We start from the raw sequence: 16,821 nt of genomic DNA, 5'->3' as shown, positions 1-16,821 counted from the left end.
GTAGCCTGGCCAGCTATGCCGCGCTCATTCGACTTGGCCGCCGACTACCAGGGGACCGTCGAAGAGGTCCACCGCGCGCTGCGCGACGAACGGTACTGGCTGGCGCGGCTGGCGGACTCCGGCGCCGACCACGCGACGCTCGACGGGCTGTCCGTCGGCGACGACGGCAGCGTCGACGTCACCACCACCCAGGTCCTGCGCGCCGACCGGTTGCCCGGCGTGGTGGCGCAGTTCCACCGTGGCGACTTGTCCATCCAGCGTGAGGAGAGGTGGACCGGGGTGCAGGACGGACGCGCCACTGCGAGCGTCACCGGCTCCATTCCCGGAGCCCCGGTCTCGCTGACCGGGACGGCGGTGTTGTCGCCCAGCGGCACGGGCGGGTCCCGGCTGGAGCTGAAAGTCACCGTGGAGGTGCGCGTGCCGCTCGTCGGCGGGAAAATCGAAAACTTCATCGGCAACGGCCTGGTCGATCTGATCATCGCCGAACAGCGCTTCACCACGGTGTGGATCACCGAGAACGTCTGACCCGACGCGTACCGTAAGTGGCCATGGGACGGCGGATGGAGGACACCGTCGTCTTCGACGCGCCCGCCGCGCACATCCACCAGCAGTTGACCTCCGAGGACTATTGGTGCGCACTGACCGAGGTGTACCGCGCGCTCAACCCGCGTACCGAGCTGACGCTGTTCCGCTCTGACGCCCGTGGCACCGACATCGCGCTGCGCCAGGTGATGCCGCGCGACGACCTGCCGCCGATTGCCCGCAAGGTGATGCCGGTCGACGTGGTGATCACCCGCGAACAGCACTTCGATCCGTTCGACGACGCGTCCGCGCGCGCCGAGGGCACCTTCACCGCAGTGATGCCGCACGCGCCGGGCCGGCTCGACGGCCGCTACCAACTGGCCGACACCCCGACCGGCAGCCGATTACTCGTGTACAGCAGCTGCAAGGTCTCCATCCCGCTGGTTGGCGGCACCCTCGAAGACCTCATCCTGACCAACATGCGAATCCTCTTCGACGGTGAGCGACGCTTCACCGCCGGACGGGTCTCCGACCGACGCTGACACCGATGACGCACCGTCCGACCACCCCGATCGGCGTTCCGACCCGGGGCACCACCGGCCACAACCGGCTACGCCGCAGCGATCGCTGGCTGGTGCACTCTGCGCGGGTCCGCACCGCGTTGCTGTCGGCCGCCGAACCGCTCGTCGTCGACCTCGGCTACGGCGCGCTGCCGGTCACCACCCTGGAATTCGCGTCGCGGCTGCGGTCGGTGCGCCCCGACGCGCGGGTGGTCGGCCTGGAGATCCACCCCGGGCGGGTCGCTGCCGCCCGCGCCGCTGCGGCGACGGACGTGGAGTTCGCGCTGGGTGGCTTCGAACTGGCCGGGCTGCGGCCGGTGCTGGTGCGCGCGTTCAACGTGCTGCGCCAGTACCCGGTCGACGCCGTCGCCGGGGCGTGGGGAGTCATGCAGAGCCGGCTGGCGCCGGGCGGGCTGATCGTCGACGGCACCTGCGACGAGCTCGGGCGCCGCTGCGCCTGGGTGCTGCTCGACGCCGTCGGCCCGGTCAGCTTCACGCTGGCCTGCGATCCATTCGCCATCGCGCGTCCGTCCGATCTCGCCGAACGCCTGCCCAAGGTGCTGATCCACCACAACGTGGCCGGTCAGCGCATCCACGGGCTGCTCGCCGCCGCCGACCGGGCATGGGCCGGCGCGGCGGGCCACGGCGTGTTCGGCCCGCGGATCCGCTGGCGCGCGATGCTCGATCTGCTCGCCGGCGAAGGGTTTGCGGTCGAGCCGCCGCGACGCCGGATGCGCGACGGGGTGCTCACCGTGCCGTGGGCGACGGTCGCGCCGGCGGGCGCGCCATAGGGCCGGGTCGCGCCGGCGGGCGCGCCATAGGGCCGGGTCGCGCCGGCGGGCGCGCCATAGGGCCGGGTCGCGCCCGTAGGCTGAGTTCATGCGGATCGCGTGCGCACAGATCGCCGCGGGCACACACCCTGCGGCGAATCTCGAGGTGGTGGAGCACTTCACCGGTCGGGCTGTCGACGCCGGTGCCGAACTCGTGCTGTTCCCGGAGGCGACGATGTGCCGGTTCGGCGTCCCGCTGGCACCGGTCGCCGAACCGCTCGACGGACCGTGGCCGACGGCGGTGAGGTCGATCGCCGACCGGGCCGGCGTCACCGTCGTCACCGGGATGTTCACCCCCAGCGGCGATGGTCGGGTCCTCAACACGCTGCTCGCAACCGGCGGCGGAGTGGACAGCCACTACCACAAGATCCACCTCTACGACGCGTTTGGTTTCCGCGAATCCCGCACTGTCGCAGCGGGTTCGGAGCCGGTCACGATCACCGTCGGCGGTGTCGTGGTGGGCCTCACGACGTGTTACGACATCCGCTTCCCTGAGCTCTACGTCGAGCTGGCGCGTCGCGGTGCCGAGCTGATCACCGTGCACGCCTCATGGGGTGCCGGCCCGGGGAAGCTCGACCAGTGGACACTGCTGGCGCGTGCCCGCGCGCTGGACGCCACCGGATACCTGGCCGCCGTCGACCAGGCCTACCCGGATGACGAGGTGGCCGCCTCCGGACCGACCGGGATCGGCGGCAGCCTGGTCGCATCGGCGACCGGTGACGTGGTGGTCAGCGCAGGCGCCGAGCCCGAGCTACTGGTCGCCGACCTCGACCTCGACGCCGCACGCACGGTGCGCGAGACCATCGCGGTGCTGAGCAACCGCGCGGAAGCCCACTCACCCGGTACGGCAGAATCGCGGGCGTGACTGATCCCTGGGCCCGTCCGGCCGACCAGCAGCCAGTCCCTACTTCCCCGCCGTTCCCGCAGGGTGCGCCGCCGTCGGCACCCGGTGCCGGCGCAGAACCGCCGAAGGAACGCGGCTCGGTGCCGGCCAAGGTCAAGGACATGTTCAGCGATCCGCTGTCGATCGTGCTAGCCGTCGTCGTCGTGGTGGCGCTCATGGCGGCCGGTCTGCTCGGTGGCGAACTGTACGCGCGCAACCGCGCCGACGACGTGGTCTCGCGGGTGGTGTCCTGCATCGTCGAAGATCAGGCCACGGCATCGTTCGGCGCGATGCCGCCGTTCCTGCTGCAGCACATGACCGGCCACTACACAAACATCAACATCGAGACGGCGGGTAACCAGATCCGCAACGCCCAAGGTATGAAGGTCGGCATCGACATCGAGGATGTCCGTCTGCAGGACTCCGCGAACTCCAGTGGCAGCATCGGCTCGCTGGCCGCGAACATCACCTGGTCCTCGGAGGGCATCACCCAGACGGTGCAGGACGCGATCCCGCTGTTCGGCAGCTTCCTGACCGGGGTGAGCACCAACCCGTCGGGCGGCACCATCGAGCTCGAGGGCGCGCTCGGCCACATCACGGCCAAACCCGAGGTGTCCAACGGCGGCATCACGCTACAGGTCCAGGAGCTGACCGGGCTCGGGTTCACGCTGCCGCGCGAGGCCGTGCAGCCTGCGCTGAACGCATTCACCGCCGGGCTGACGGAGAACTATCCGATGGACATCAAGGCGCAGAGCATCGAGGTGACCGAGACCGGTATCACGGCGCTGTTCTCGACACAGAACGCAGCGATCCCCAAGGGTAGCGAGGACCCCTGCTTCAACGGGGTCTGAGCTAACGGGGGCTGAGCTAACGGGGGCTGAGCTAACGGGACCTGAGGTAACGGGGGCTCTGAGGTCAGCCCAGGTGGTCGAGCACGGCGCGGGTGCCCGAAAGGCCCAACCGGGTCGCACCCGCGTCGAGCATCGCGATCGCGTCGGCGGCGGTGCGGATGCCGCCGCTGGCCTTGACCTCGACCTGCGGCCCGACCGCCGCAACCATGATCTCGACCGCACCCGCCGAGGCCCCGCCGTACGGGTGGACGCCCGTGGAGGTCTTGACGTATTGGGCGGCGGCGGCCTTGGCGGCCAGGCATGTGTCCACCAGCACGTCACGCCCGCCCTGTTCGAGCAGCGCGGCCGATTCCACGATCACCTTGAGCACGGTGCCCTCGCCGATCGCGGCGCGCACCGCGGCGATGTCGGCGCGCACCGCCTCCATGTCACCGGCCAGCGCGGCTCCGACGTCGATCACCATGTCGATCTCCTCAGCACCCGCGGCGACGGCGAGCGCGGCCTCGTGCGCCTTGACGGCCGACAGGTGCTTACCGGACGGGAAGCCGACCACGGCCGCGATCTTCGCCGTGAAGGGGCGGGCATGAACGGCGGCGGTCACCATCGACGGGGACACGCAGGCCGCGTAGACGCCGAGTTCCTCGGCCTCCTGCACAAGCATCGCGACGTCGCCCTCACTGGCCTCCGGCTTGAGGAGCGTGTGGTCGACGAGTGCGGCCACCCGTTCGCGGGTCCACCTGCTCATCAGAACGGCTCTTCGGTACCGCCGGGATTGCATCCGGCGGCGAGCATCTGCTCGACGGGTACTTCCGGCCGCCACGGCTCGAGGTTCCAACTGCTCTTCCCTGGTGCCGCGAACTCGGCGAACTGCCAGTGGCAGTCGAACTGTTCGCGCATACCGGGAATCGCGGCCTCAGGTGAGGCGGCGAGCACCTCCGCCCAGGCGTGGTCGGCTTCGACGGCGGTGGCTACCTGGCCGGCAGCCTGCCTGCCCGCCGCCGTCGGATAGACGCGCAGGCTCGACAGGTCGCCCCACTTCGCCCACGTGACGCGGTCGATGTACGGCGGCGGTGGGGCGGGTTGCGCCGAGGCGACGGGTGCAGCGGCGACCTGCAGGGCCATCGAGAGGGGCAGCAACAGAGCCGCCGTCACGGCGGCGACAGAGATGCGCACCGAGCTACCGCGACTTTCCCTGGATCTCGAGGATCTTGGGCCGCACATCGACGAGGTAGACACCAGCCGCACAGGCGCAGACCGCGGCGCCGAACGCGTCGCGGAACAGCAGGAGGATCAGCACACCGCCGCCCAGGATCGCCAGCCATACCGGCTTGGTGAGTTTCCCGGCCGCTGTGTAGGCGTCGGGGCGCTGGATCGCGGCGTGGACGAAGGAGTACACGCCGACGACCAACACGATGAGGACGAGACCCAGGATGATGACGCCCGCAAGGTCGGCAAGTATCACCTCACCACCCTATGCGGGCGTCCTGCTGTGGTCGAATCCGACTTACTTCTGGGTGACCTTCTTGGCCGGAGCCTTCTTGTCCGGAGCCTTCTTGGCGGGGGCCTTCTTCGCCGGCGCCTTCTTGGCGGCCGTCTCGACCGGCTCGGCGACCTGCTCGGTCTTCGTCGGCAGCTCGACGCCGACCAGCTTGGCGGCGCGCTCCCCGACGGCACGGGTCTGCGTCGCCACGTTGCCCAGGGCCTGCTCGGTCAGCTCGACGGCCTGGTCGGTGTAGCTCTCGACGCGGTTGGCGGCGTCGGTGAGGCCGGGCTGGCTGCGCAGGCGCTCGAGTGCGGCTTCGCCACGTTCGACGAGCTTGGCGTAGGCGCTCTGCGCGGCCTCGGCGTAGCCCTCGGCGGCGCGGCGCAGCTCGTCGGCGGTCAGCCGCTCACGGAGCTCGGTGACCTGTGTCGGAAGCTCTTCCTGCAGCTTGGTGATGCGGGCTCGGCTCTCTTCGACGCGGCTGTTGGCGTCCGAGCGCGCTTCTTCGGCGCGGTCACGCAGGCTCGCGACGATCTCGTTGACGGTGGCCAGCGCGAGGTCGGCGGCGCCGACCGCGGCGAGCAGCGGGGCCTTGAGGTCTTCGATGTCGACCTGGGGGTTCTTCTCAGCCATGTTGAATGTCCTTTCCGGGATCTTGAGGTGTGCTTTCTCGTGTGCGTTGGATCGGGTCGCCATTGCTCTGTTCGTCTTCAGTCGTCGGCTCCTCGTCTACTTCACTGTCGGCTACTACTTCACTGTCGGCTACTACTTCACTGTCGGCTACCTCGTTCTGCCGGGAGAACGAGGTGTAGATGTCGAGCAGCACCTGCTTCTGCCGCTCGGTGATCGCCGTGTCGTTGATGATGGCGTCGCGGACCTGTCCGGCTTCGCTGGGTTCGAGGATCCCGGCTTGCACGTAGAGCACTTCGGCCGAGACCCGCAACGCCTTGGCGATCTGGTTGAGCACGTCGGCGGACGGTTTCCGCAATCCCCGCTCGATCTGGCTGAGGTAGGGGTTGCTGACCCCCGCCTTCTCGGCCAGCTGCCGCACCGACACCTGCGCCGCTTCTCGCTGGCTCCGGATGAAACTTCCGATGTCCTGCGCGGCGTTGGTCACCACAGCGGCAAGATTCTCGTCCTGCGACATGGGTGACGACCCCCTCGAAACACGAGCATCCGATCGACGACATCGTCAACCGTACGCGGGGGTGCTAACTGTTGCAAGCGCTAGCTAGCGCAGGTCAGAACAGTAGCTGAGCTATCGAGTAGATGACCAGGCCCGCCAGCGACCCGACCACGGTGCCATTGATCCGGATGAACTGGAGGTCGCGGCCGACGTGCAGCTCGATGCGGCTGCTGGCCTCGTCGGCATCCCAGCGCTCGACGGTGTCGGTGACGATCGTGGTGATCTCGGCGCCGTATTCGCCGACCACGTGCTGCGCACCGCGGATGACCCAGTTGTCCACCTTGTCGCGCAGTTCGGCGTCGTCGCGCAAACTCTCTCCGATGCGCATGACGGAGTCCGCTATCCGCGCGCGCAACGTCGACGACGGATCGTCGACCGATTCCAGGATGATGCGCTTGGCGGCGCCCCACGCCGTCTCGGCCGCCCGCGCCACCTCGTCGCGCGCCATGATCTGCTCTTTGACGTTCTCCGCGCGCTGAATGGTGGCCTCGTCGCTCTGCAGATCGTCGGCGAACTCGAACAGGAACTTGGTGGCCGACCGGCGCAGTTCGTGGTCGGGGTTGCGGCGCACCTTGTCGGTGAAGTCCATCAGCTCGCGGTGGATCCGGTCCCCCACCAGGTGGTCAACCCAGCGCGGCGACCACTGCGGCGAGTCGCGCTCGATGACCCGCTCGATGACCTCTCCTGCGTTCAGCGACCATTCGAACGCCCGGTCGGCGAGCAACTGGATCAGCGCTTCCTGGCGGCCCTCATGCAGCAGCTGCGAGAGCACCCGACCCACCGGCGGCCCCCACTGCGGTTCGGCGATGCGCTTGACGATCATCCGGTCGAGCACCTGCTGGACGTCTTCGTCGCGCAACATCTCCACCAGCACCCGCAGCACGTTGGAGGCTTCCGTGGCGACGCGTTCGGCGTGCGACCGCTCAGCCAGCCACTTGCCCAACCGGCCTGCAACCTCGGCGTCGCGCAGTTTGGTCTCGACATTCTCCGGCGACAGGAAGTTCTCTCGGATGAACTCGCCCAGACCCTCGCCAAGCTGGTCCTTCTTGCGTTTGATGATCGCGGTGTGCGGGATCGGGATGCCCAGTGGGTGCCGGAACAGCGCGGTGACCGCGAACCAGTCGGCGAGTGCACCCACCATGCCGGCCTCCGCGGCGGCGCGCACATACCCGACCCACGGGGCGGCCCCCTGGGACTGTGCCCAGGTGCAGAGCAGGAAGATCACCGTGGCGCTGAGCAGGAAGGCCAGTGCGACGGATTTCATGCGCCGCAGGCCGCGACGGCGTTCGGCGTCGGCGGCCGAGTCCGCGCCCGCTATCGCCTCGGCGAAGCTGGGCCGTTCGGACCGCTGTGTAGGTACCACGGGTTCCATCATCCGCCATCGGTGAATCGGCAGTGCGCTCCGACGCGGCTGTCGACGCCCATCCGCCGTAGTATCGAGACGGACTAGTGAACGGGACTACGGGGATAGTGACACAACAGACCCCGCCTTTGGCGGTCAAGACCGATGGTCGGAAGCGGCGCTGGCACCAGCACAAGGTCGAGCGTCGCAATGAATTGGTCGACGGCACCCTCGAAGCGATCCGCCGCCGGGGCAGCAACGTCAGCATGGACGAGATCGCCGCGGAGATTGGTGTTTCCAAGACCGTCCTGTACCGCTACTTCGTCGACAAGAACGACCTCACCACCGCGGTGATGATGCGGTTCGCCCAGACGACGCTGATCCCCAACATGGCCGCCGCGCTGATGTCGAACCTGGACGGCTACGACCTGACCCGCGAGATCATCAAGGTCTACGTCGAGACCGTGGCCAACGAGCCCGAGCCGTACCGCTTCGTGATGGTGAACAACTCGGCGAGCAAAAGCAAGGCCGTCGCCGACTCCGAGCGGATCATCGCCCGCATGCTCGCGGTGATGCTGCGCCGCCGGATGGCCGGGGCCGGGATGGACACCGGTGGCGTCGAGCCGTGGGCCTACCACATCGTCGGCGGCGTGCAGCTGGCCACGCACTCGTGGATGTCGCATCCACGGATGAGCGCCGACGAGCTCATCGACTACCTGACGATGCTGTCGTGGAGTGCGTTGTGCGGCATCGTCGAAGTGGGCGGGTCGCTCGAGAAGTTCCGTTCCGAACCGCACCCGTCCCCGATCCTGCCTCGCCGATCGATGGAGCAATGAGCCGGGAACACGATCCGGCACCGTGGTCACACGATCCACATGTCCACCTCCGGTTCGGTCCGGGCGACAAGGTGGCCGACAGCGACTCCTCCGCGACACCCATTCGGTACTGCTAATTCCTGCAGGGCATGGACACCGCGGGCAACGGCGGCATCGTCAAACCCATTGTGGGAGCAGCCCACCGAGGAGGGCGCCTGGTCCGGCCGGACGTGTGGGGTGCGAACTATGACGAGATCAACGCCTTCGAGCACGAAATCGTCGACGGCGGCGCGTCGATCGTCACGGTGGCGGTGCTCAACAACAGTGCGCTCGGCGCTCAGTACGTGTAGAAGCCTTGGCCCGACTTCTTGCCCAGCTGGCCGGCCTCGACCATGCGCAGCAGCAGCGGCGGCGGCGCGTAGTGGCCGTCCTTGAGCTCGTCGAACATCGCGTCGGCGATCAGCTTCATGGTGTCCAGGCCGATCAGGTCGCTCAACCGCAGCGGACCCATCGGATGAGAGAGCCCGGCCACGATCGCCTTGTCGACGTCCTCGGCCGTCGCGAAGCCCGCCTCCACCATCCGGATCGCCGACAGCAGATACGGCACCAGCAACGCGTTCACCACGAAACCGGAGCGGTCGCTGCAGCGCACCACCTGCTTACCCAGCACATCGCCGGCGAACCGCTCCACCCGCTCGATTGCCGCATCCGACGTCACCAGCGTGCCGACGAGTTCCACCAGTGGCAGCACCGGTACCGGATTGAAGAAGTGCAGGCCCAGCACGCGGCCCGGATTCCGCGTCGCCGCAGCGAGTTTCATGATCGGAATGCTGGAGGTGTTCGACGCCAGCACCGCATCGGGGTCGCTGATGACCTCGTCGAGCTCGGCGAACACCTTGCTCTTGACCGCCACGTCTTCGATGATCGCCTCGATCACCAGTTGACGGTCGGCCATATCGGCGAGGTCGGTGGTGAAGCTCAGTTTCGCCAGCGCCGCCGACTTCTCCCGGTCGGTGACCTTGCCCGCGCTCACACCCCGCTCGAGCGATTTGGTGATCCGGTTGCGGCCGGCCGTGACGAGCGCGTCGGTGGTCTCGAAGACCAGCACGTCGACACCGGCGCGGGCCGACACCTCGGCGATGCCTGCGCCCATCTGCCCGGCGCCGATGACGCCTACTCGTTCGATCGGATTGCTCACTGCTGAACTTCCTTCTGTCGTGCGGCAGGCCCCGCCCAACACTTCTGGGCGGGGCCTGCGCTGTGAACTGTGCCGATCAGGCGATCAGTGAAACTGTCCCTCTTCGGTCGAACCGGTCAGCGCCGTGGTCGAGCTGGTCGGGTCCACGGTGGTGGCAATCCGGTCGAAGTAGCCGGCACCGACCTCGCGCTGGTGCTTGGTCGCGGTGTAACCGCGCTCCTCGGCGGCGAACTCGCGCTCCTGCAGCTCGACGTAGGCGGTCATCTGGTTGCGGGCGTAGCCGTAGGCCAGATCGAACATCGAGTAGTTGAGGGCGTGGAAGCCGGCCAGCGTGATGAACTGGAACTTGAAGCCCATCGCGCCCAGTTCCTTCTGGAACTTGGCGATCGTGGCGTCGTCGAGGTGCTTGCGCCAGTTGAACGACGGCGAGCAGTTGTAGGCCAGCATCTGGTCCGGGAACTCGGCCTGCACGCCTTCGGCGAACTTGCGGGCCAGCTCCAGGTCCGGGGTGCCGGTCTCCATCCAGATCAGGTCGGAGTAGGGCGCGTATGCCTTGGCGCGGGCGATGCACGGCTCGATGCCGTTGCGCACCCGGTAGAAGCCTTCCTTGGTCCGCTCACCGGTGATGAACGGCTCGTCGCGCTCGTCGACGTCGGAGGTGATCAGCGTGGCGGCCTCGGCGTCGGTACGGGCGATGACGACGGTCGGCACGTCGGCGACGTCGGCGGCCAGGCGAGCCGAGGTCAGCGTGCGGATGTGCTGCTGGGTCGGGATCAGCACCTTGCCACCGAGGTGGCCGCACTTCTTCTCCGAGGCCAGCTGGTCCTCCCAGTGCGAGCCCGCGACACCTGCGGCGATCATCGCCTTCTGCAGCTCGTAGACGTTGAGCGCACCACCGAAGCCGGCCTCACCGTCGGCGACGATCGGGACGAGCCAGTTCTCGACAGAGGTGTCGCCTTCGACCTTGGCGATCTCGTCCGCGCGCAGCAGCGCGTTGTTGATGCGGCGGACCACCTGCGGCACCGAGTTGGCCGGGTAGAGGCTCTGGTCTGGGTAGGTGTGGCCGGACAGGTTCGCGTCACCGGCAACCTGCCACCCGGACAGGTAGATGGCCTTCAGGCCGGCACGGACCTGCTGGACGGCCATGTTGCCGGTCAGCGCGCCGAGGGCGTTGACGAACTCCATGTCGTGCAGCTGGTTCCACAGCACCTCGGCGCCGCGGCGGGCCAGCGTCTGCTCCTCGACGACGCTGCCCTGGAGGGCGACTACGTCTGCTGCGGAGTACTCGCGGGTGATGCCCTTCCAGCGGGGATTGCTGTCCCAGTCCTTCTGGATCTCTTCGGGGGACTTCGGCGTGCCAACGGTCGACATGGGTCGAGCTCCTTCGTTTACTTGCACCGCTGCCGGCGCGGCCGGAGTTCCCGGCTTGTTAACACCCGCAGGGATTCACTGCCTTGCTAATTCGAGGATGCCCTACGCCATAACCGCAGGTCCACCCGTTTCAATCGTGAATTTTTGCCAAGACACCCGCGGAACTTGCAAATGTTGCGAAGTCCTGAACGGCTTGACCGGTTCAGTAGCTACTGGCCGGTAACCTGTTTCCGCTGGTCAGTACGCCCGTACTGTTAAACCGGGAACGTCATAGCGGGAAGATACAGGCGACGGCTTTGGTCTCCTCACCGACGGCATATGTGAGCGTTGTAACAGTCCGGTCCGTCAGATCTGCGCCGAACTTTTCGGTCGAACCGGGCGGATGAACGTGCGAGACGATCTCCAGCTTGTCCCCGAGCGCCACCGGGAGGTTGTGTTCGATGGTCGCCCGCAGCGGCGCCTGCAGCAGCTCGGGATGGTTGTGGAGGTATTCCTCGACCACCGACCAATACACCGAGTTGTTCATGTGGTCGAAGATGTCGATGTCGCTGACCCGGACCGGGTAATCGCGGATCTCGTGGGCGTCGTCGCGTGCGCCGGCACTCAGGTACGCCTTCCAACGCAGCCTGTCGACGTTGGTGGTGCGCTGCAACCCGGCGATGAAGTCGTCGCTGATGCGCGCCGGCCCCTGGGTCTCCCGGTTGATGTTGATCCAGAAGGCCTCGGACTCCATGAGGCCGCGACCGCGCTTCCCGTCGATGCGTACCCGCATCTCGCACCACCGGTTCGACGTCCCCGAGCACCAGCGCCGCAGCCGCAGCATGTCCTGGAACTCGATGGGACGGATCAGATCGATCATCGTGCGGCGCACGATCCAGAGCGGGTGGGTCTTCTCGTAGCCAAGCTCACGCAGGTGGTCGGTGCCGATGTCCTGGATATGACGCGTCGCGGCGTCGAACTTCAGCCGCCCGGTGCGGTCGACATCGGCGACCCGCAGCGGCCAGCCGGTGTCGAAGACGTCGGGGTGCGGATCCGGTACGGGCATCATGGTCTTGTTCAGTCCGGTGCTGCCTGTGGACCCGCCTGTTGGCGTCGTGCCGGTCACCTCTGGTCCTTCCTGACTACCTGGCTCGCGCGTTCGTGCCGGGCGCCCCGATACTGCCACAGCACCAGGTATGTGAAGACTGCAAAGGCCGTTATTCGCACTGTTGTTACGCTGGTTGACATGGCGAAAACGTTCGTGGGGTCGCGCATCCGGCAGCTTCGCAACGAACGCGGATACAGCCAGGCAGCCCTGGCGCAGATGCTCGAGATATCGCCGAGCTACCTCAACCAGATCGAGCACGATGTCCGCCCGTTGACCGTCGCGGTGCTGCTGCGCATCACCGAGGTGTTCGGCGTGGACGCCACCTTCTTCGCCTCCCAAGACGACACGCGGCTCGTCGCCGAACTTCGCGAAGTGGCGATGGACCGGGAACTGGGCGTCGAGGTCGACGTGTCGGAGATCGCCGACATGGTCATGGCGCATCCGACACTCGCCCGGGCCATGGTGAACCTGCACCGCCGCTACCGGCTGACCACCGCGCAGCTGGCCGCCGCGACCGAGGACCGCCTCAGCGACGGCAGCGGCTACAGTTCCGGATCCGGGTCGATCTCCATGCCGCACGAGGAAGTCCGCGACTACTTCTACCAGCGGCAGAACTATCTGCACGACCTCGACACCGCGGCCGAAGACCTCACCGTCCGCATGCGCATGCACCGCGGCGACCTCGCCGGCGAGCTGTCCAACCGCCTGTCGACTGTGCACGGCGTCCACATCGTGCGGCGCATCGACCTCGGGGACACGGTGCTGCACCGCTTCGAACCGGGCAGCAAGACACTCGAGATGAGCACCCACCTATCGGCCGGTCAGCAGGTGTTCAAGATGGCCGCCGAACTGGCCTACCTGGAATTCGGCGACCTCATCGACACGATGGTCGACGAGGGCATGTTCACCAGCGACGAGTCGCGCACCCTGGCCCGCCTCGGCCTGGCCAACTACTTCGCCGCCGCAACGGTGCTGCCCTATCGGCAGTTCCACGACGTCGCGGAGAACTTCCGCTACGACGTCGAACGGCTCTCGGCGTTCTATCAGGTCAGCTACGAGACGATCGGGCACCGGCTGTCTACGCTGCAGCGTCCGTCGATGCGCGGGGTGCCATTCTCCTTCGTCCGGGTCGACCGCGCGGGAAACATGTCGAAACGCCAGTCAGCGACCGGTTTTCACTTCTCGTCCAGCGGCGGCACCTGCCCGCTGTGGAACGTCTACGAGACCTTTGCCCACCCGGGCAAGATCCTGGTGCAGATTGCGCAGATGCCCGACGGCCGCAACTACATGTGGGTGGCGCGGACGGTGGAGCGCCGCGCGTCACGCTATGGTCAGCCGGGTAAGACGTTCGCGATCGGTCTTGGATGCGAGTTGCGCCACGCACAACGGCTGGTCTACTCCGAGGGATTGGATTTGAATGGTGGTCCCAATGTCCGAGCGACGCCCATCGGGGCCGGCTGCCGCGTCTGCGAGCGAGACAACTGCCCGCAGCGGGCATTCCCAGCATTGGGCCGCGCCCTCGACCTCGACGAGCACCGGTCCACGGTCTCGCCTTACCTGGTGAAGCAGCCATGACGCGCATCGCACCCGGCGGATTCTGGGAACTGGGGCCGCTGAACTGGGTGATCTCCAGGGCCGGCGCCCGCGCCATCCGCGCCCCGCGGTTCTCTCTCGTCGACGTGCTGGGCCAGCACCCGCTGCTGTTCCTGGCCTGGGGGCCGCAGGCTCTCATGCTGCTGGCATTCGGCAAGCTGTCGCGCCAGGACGCGGAGATCGTCATCCTGCGGGTGGCCCATCTGCGTGAGTGCGAATACGAACTGCAACAGCACCGTCGCCTGGCCCGTAGCCGTGGGGTCAACGCCGACCTGCAGGCGAGGATCTTCCAGGGTCCCGATGCTGAGGGCCTCACCGACCGGCAGCGAGTGCTCATCACCGCGACTGACGAGTTCGTCGTCACCCGAGGTGTGTCACCGCAGACGTGGGCAGTCCTCGCTCGGCATCTGACCAAGAAGCAGCTCATCGAATTCTGCCTGCTCGTCGCGCAGTACGACGGCCTGGCGGCGACGATCAGCACGCTTGGGGTGCCGCTCGACTTCCCGGACTGACCCGGGATTAGAGGTAGGTCACGCCCAGGACGACGATCGAGAACAGCACCGGCGAGACCGCCACACCCCACATGAACGTCGACCACACATGCTGCTTTCGCTGGGACCTGCGCCAGCCGAGGTAGCCAAGCGCGGCGCCCACCACGAACGACACCGCGGCGACCACCAGCACCCAGCTGCTGACGTCGGAGGTGTTGGTGGCCAGCGAGATCCCGATCAGCCACAGGATGTGACCGAGCACGAATCCGCCGACCCCGGCGACGACTTCGTTTCTCAAAAGTTGATCATGTGCCCGGCAAGCCCGTGGAAGGCCTCCTGCAGCGCCTCCGACAGCGTCGGGTGGGTGTGCACGTTGCGGGCCAGTTCGTTGGCGGTGAGGTCCCACTTCTGCGCCAGGGTGAGTTCGGGCAGCAGTTCGGAGACGTCGTGGCCGATGAGGTGGCCGCCGAGCAGCTCACCGTACCGTGCGTCGGCGATGAGCTTGACGAAGCCGGCGGGGGCGCCCATCCCGTGTGCCTTGCCGTTCGCGGTGAACGGGAACTTCGCCACCTTGACGTCGTAGCCCTCTTCGCGGGCCTGCTCTTCGGTCAGCCCGAAGCTGGCGACCTGCGGTTGGCAGAAGGTGGCGCGCGGCATCATTCGGTAGTCGCCGAACGCCAGCGTCTCCGCGCCGGCGATGGTCTCGGCGGCGACGACGCCCATCGCCTCGGCGACGTGGGCGAGCTGCAGTTTGGCAGTGACGTCGCCGATCGCGTAGATGTGCGGCTTGTTGGTGCGCATGTAGTCGTCGATGCCGATGGCCTTGCGCTCGGTCAGCTCGACACCGGCCGCCTCCAGGCCGTAGCCCTCGACGTTGGGTGAGAAGCCGATGGCCTGCAGCACCTTGTCGGCCTTGAGCTCCTGAGACTTGCCGTCCTTGCTCACGGTGACGGTGACCGAGCCGTCGCCCCCCTCGTCCTTGATCGATTCGACCTTGGTGCCGGTGATGATGTTGACGCCCAGCTTCTTGAACTGCTTCTCGATCTCCTTGGAGATTTCGGCGTCCTCGTTGGGCAGCGCGCGCGGTAGGAATTCGACGATCGTGACGTCGACGCCGTAGTTCTTCATCACGTAGCCGAACTCCATGCCGATGGCACCGGCGCCCGCGATGACGATCGAGCCGGGCAGCTCGCGCTCCATGATCTGCTCTTCGTAGGTGACCACGTTCTCCGACAGCGACGTGTTCGGCACGAGTTTGGTGCTGGCGCCCGTGGAGATGATCGCGTTGTCGAAGGTGACGGTTTCGGTGCCGCCTTCGTTGAGATCCACTTCGATCGTGTGGTCGTCGGTGAACTTCCCGTACCCGTGGATCTCGGTGATCTTGTTCTTCTTCATCAGGAAGTGCACGCCGGCGACGCGGCCCTCGGCGACCTTGCGGCTGCGGTCGAACGCGGCGCCGTAGTCGAACGTCGCCTCCCCGCCGATGCCGAAGGTCTTGGCCTCCTTGGTGAAGATGTGCGCCAGTTCGGCGTTGCGCAACAGTGCCTTGGAGGGAATACACCCCACGTTGAGACACACGCCGCCCCAGTACTTGGGTTCGACGACTGCGGTGTTCAGCCCGAGTTGGGCGGCGCGAATAGCCGCGACGTATCCGCCGGGACCGGCTCCGAGAACGACGACGTCATAGTGGGTCACCCTCACCACCCTAGTAGTGGTCGTGGCCGCTGTGTCAGCGTGCGATCCAGCCGAACACGTAGCCGCCGTAGAGCACGGCGGCGCCGGCGGTGGATGCCAGCGGTGCAGACACCAACGCGATCGCCAACGCGGAGCTGGTCGGCTTCTTGGCGATCATGGCGACGATCAGGCCGGCGACCGTGCAGCCGAGCAGGTACACCAGCACGGTGTACACGGGCCATCTCTTGTCGGGGTCCAGGTCGCCGACCCACCAGTAGTAGAGGGCGGCGCCGGCGGCGGCCGCCACCACCCACACCGCGGCGAGCACGAGCGCCAATACCCACCGCTTGAGGAACTGGTAGGAGCCGGGCAGAACGACCGGTTGCGCGGGCGGAACGATCATCGGCTCGGAGTCCGGTTCGAAATCGAGCGCCTGGTACGCGATCGGATCGGGCTCCCGGTCGAGGGTGAGCGTGGGTTCGGGCTTGCCCGCCAGCGGCGTCACCGGATCCAAGTGGCCGAACCCGCCGGTGTCGAACGTCGGCAGGTACGGCGACGTGGGCTCGCCCCCGGCGTGTTCGGCCTTGGCGGTGTCGTTTCCGTTGTCAGCCACCGTTGACCACCTCGATCAGCGCCAGTGCGCCCAACCAGCCCGGCGCAATGGCCAGCACGGACGCTCCCAGCGTGGTGACCCAGCGTCGGCCTGAGCACAGGATCATGAGCACGCCGGCCATGCTCGGCACGCCGACGACGAGCCCGATGACGATGTCGGGACGCACGGTGGCCGTGATGAGCAGCGTCGAGGTGACGGCGGCGACCAGTCCGACCGCGGCGCCGACCAGCATCGCACTGCTCAGCAGCCAGGGGCGGGGCAGCGGAATCACGCATTCGACGATAACGCCGCCGGGCGCCGTCACCCGTGCACGCGCGCGGCG

General features: G+C 67.3%; 22 protein-coding genes. 9 read left to right on the top strand and 13 right to left on the bottom strand.

What is annotated here, in order from left to right; all coding sequences use genetic code 11:
- Positions 1-15 precede the first annotated feature (15 nt).
- From G6N07_RS01635 to G6N07_RS01615, 5 genes are all read left to right on the top strand, one after another.
- Positions 16-525 (top strand): DUF2505 domain-containing protein, encoded by a 510-nt coding sequence (locus tag G6N07_RS01635; protein WP_085192926.1) that lies wholly within the window; start codon positions 16-18, stop codon positions 523-525.
- Positions 526-548: 23 nt separating this feature from the next.
- Positions 549-1,064 (top strand): DUF2505 domain-containing protein, encoded by a 516-nt coding sequence (locus G6N07_RS01630; protein WP_235849954.1) that lies wholly within the window; start codon positions 549-551, stop codon positions 1,062-1,064.
- A gap of 5 nt (positions 1,065-1,069) precedes the next feature.
- Positions 1,070-1,873 carry an SAM-dependent methyltransferase gene (locus G6N07_RS01625; protein ID WP_085192924.1) on the top strand — a complete coding sequence of 268 codons (804 nt, stop codon included), beginning with the start codon at positions 1,070-1,072 and terminating at the stop codon, positions 1,871-1,873.
- A gap of 88 nt (positions 1,874-1,961) precedes the next feature.
- Complete coding sequence (locus tag G6N07_RS01620; RefSeq protein WP_085192923.1) at positions 1,962-2,777, top strand: carbon-nitrogen hydrolase family protein; 816 nt, start codon at positions 1,962-1,964, stop codon at positions 2,775-2,777.
- Positions 2,774-3,646, top strand: coding sequence for an LmeA family phospholipid-binding protein (locus G6N07_RS01615; protein WP_085192922.1), 873 nt, complete (start codon positions 2,774-2,776; stop codon positions 3,644-3,646). The genes G6N07_RS01620 and G6N07_RS01615 overlap by 4 nt, the downstream gene beginning before the upstream one ends.
- 64 nt (positions 3,647-3,710) lie before the next feature.
- Here the strand turns inward: G6N07_RS01615 and deoC are convergent, their stop codons facing one another.
- From deoC to G6N07_RS01585, 6 genes are all read right to left on the bottom strand, one after another.
- On the bottom strand, positions 3,711-4,391 hold the full coding sequence (gene deoC, locus G6N07_RS01610) for a deoxyribose-phosphate aldolase (RefSeq protein ID WP_085192921.1): 681 nt from the start codon (positions 4,389-4,391) through the stop codon (positions 3,711-3,713).
- Positions 4,391-4,819: a DUF2599 domain-containing protein gene (locus tag G6N07_RS01605; protein WP_085192920.1), complete on the bottom strand. Its 429-nt coding sequence runs from the start codon at positions 4,817-4,819 to the stop codon at positions 4,391-4,393. Before G6N07_RS01605 ends, deoC begins: the two co-directional genes overlap by 1 nt.
- 4 nt (positions 4,820-4,823) lie before the next feature.
- Entirely contained in the window at positions 4,824-5,108 is a 285-nt protein-coding gene (locus G6N07_RS01600; RefSeq protein WP_085192919.1) for a DUF2516 family protein, read from the bottom strand.
- A gap of 42 nt (positions 5,109-5,150) precedes the next feature.
- Complete coding sequence (locus tag G6N07_RS01595) at positions 5,151-5,762, bottom strand: heparin-binding hemagglutinin (RefSeq protein WP_085192918.1); 612 nt, start codon at positions 5,760-5,762, stop codon at positions 5,151-5,153.
- Entirely contained in the window at positions 5,755-6,276 is a 522-nt protein-coding gene (locus G6N07_RS01590) for a helix-turn-helix domain-containing protein (RefSeq protein WP_085192917.1), read from the bottom strand. The genes G6N07_RS01595 and G6N07_RS01590 overlap by 8 nt, the downstream gene beginning before the upstream one ends.
- Positions 6,277-6,370: 94 nt before the next feature.
- On the bottom strand, positions 6,371-7,690 hold the full coding sequence (locus G6N07_RS01585) for a DUF445 domain-containing protein (protein WP_085192916.1): 1,320 nt from the start codon (positions 7,688-7,690) through the stop codon (positions 6,371-6,373).
- Positions 7,691-7,785: 95 nt separating this feature from the next.
- Here G6N07_RS01585 and G6N07_RS01580 point away from each other — a divergent pair, with 95 nt between their 5' ends.
- A complete protein-coding gene (locus G6N07_RS01580; protein ID WP_085192915.1) occupies positions 7,786-8,493 on the top strand; it encodes a TetR/AcrR family transcriptional regulator in 708 nt (235 codons plus the stop codon).
- Between the two features lie 128 nt (positions 8,494-8,621).
- A complete protein-coding gene (locus tag G6N07_RS01575; protein WP_179959935.1) occupies positions 8,622-8,822 on the top strand; it encodes a hypothetical protein in 201 nt (66 codons plus the stop codon).
- Here G6N07_RS01575 and G6N07_RS01570 read toward each other — a convergent pair.
- The 3 genes from G6N07_RS01570 to G6N07_RS01560 form a co-directional block, all read right to left on the bottom strand.
- Positions 8,810-9,670 (bottom strand): 3-hydroxybutyryl-CoA dehydrogenase, encoded by an 861-nt coding sequence (locus tag G6N07_RS01570; RefSeq protein WP_085192914.1) that lies wholly within the window; start codon positions 9,668-9,670, stop codon positions 8,810-8,812. The genes G6N07_RS01575 and G6N07_RS01570 overlap by 13 nt on opposite strands.
- A gap of 84 nt (positions 9,671-9,754) precedes the next feature.
- Positions 9,755-11,041 (bottom strand): isocitrate lyase, encoded by a 1,287-nt coding sequence (gene aceA, locus G6N07_RS01565; protein WP_085192913.1) that lies wholly within the window; start codon positions 11,039-11,041, stop codon positions 9,755-9,757.
- Positions 11,042-11,309: 268 nt separating this feature from the next.
- Positions 11,310-12,089 carry an acyl-[acyl-carrier-protein] thioesterase gene (locus G6N07_RS01560; RefSeq protein WP_085192931.1) on the bottom strand — a complete coding sequence of 260 codons (780 nt, stop codon included), beginning with the start codon at positions 12,087-12,089 and terminating at the stop codon, positions 11,310-11,312.
- A 177-nt stretch (positions 12,090-12,266) separates the two neighbouring features.
- Between G6N07_RS01560 and ramB the strand changes: the two genes are divergently transcribed.
- Complete coding sequence (ramB, locus tag G6N07_RS01555; protein WP_085192912.1) at positions 12,267-13,703, top strand: acetate metabolism transcriptional regulator RamB; 1,437 nt, start codon at positions 12,267-12,269, stop codon at positions 13,701-13,703.
- Positions 13,700-14,233, top strand: a complete 534-nt coding sequence (locus G6N07_RS01550; RefSeq protein ID WP_085192911.1) for a carboxymuconolactone decarboxylase family protein — start codon at positions 13,700-13,702, stop codon at positions 14,231-14,233. The genes ramB and G6N07_RS01550 overlap by 4 nt, the downstream gene beginning before the upstream one ends.
- A 7-nt stretch (positions 14,234-14,240) precedes the next feature.
- Here the strand turns inward: G6N07_RS01550 and G6N07_RS01545 are convergent, their stop codons facing one another.
- The 4 genes from G6N07_RS01545 to G6N07_RS01530 are packed head-to-tail and all read right to left on the bottom strand — an operon-like array spanning position 14,241 to position 16,770.
- A complete protein-coding gene (locus G6N07_RS01545) occupies positions 14,241-14,510 on the bottom strand; it encodes a hypothetical protein (protein ID WP_085192910.1) in 270 nt (89 codons plus the stop codon).
- Positions 14,507-15,907, bottom strand: a complete 1,401-nt coding sequence (lpdA, locus tag G6N07_RS01540) for a dihydrolipoyl dehydrogenase (RefSeq protein ID WP_085192930.1) — start codon at positions 15,905-15,907, stop codon at positions 14,507-14,509. The genes G6N07_RS01545 and lpdA overlap by 4 nt, the downstream gene beginning before the upstream one ends.
- A 34-nt stretch (positions 15,908-15,941) precedes the next feature.
- On the bottom strand, positions 15,942-16,499 hold the full coding sequence (locus tag G6N07_RS01535; protein WP_085192909.1) for a hypothetical protein: 558 nt from the start codon (positions 16,497-16,499) through the stop codon (positions 15,942-15,944).
- A complete protein-coding gene (locus G6N07_RS01530; RefSeq protein ID WP_179959934.1) occupies positions 16,492-16,770 on the bottom strand; it encodes a putative holin in 279 nt (92 codons plus the stop codon). Before G6N07_RS01530 ends, G6N07_RS01535 begins: the two co-directional genes overlap by 8 nt.
- Positions 16,771-16,821: the final 51 nt, after the last annotated feature.

The sequence above is a fragment of the Mycolicibacterium doricum genome, assembly GCF_010728155.1.
GTDB lineage: Bacteria > Actinomycetota > Actinomycetes > Mycobacteriales > Mycobacteriaceae > Mycobacterium > Mycobacterium doricum.
Note: the sequence above shows the minus strand (reverse complement) of the source record. Positions and strands in the feature narration are given on the sequence as shown.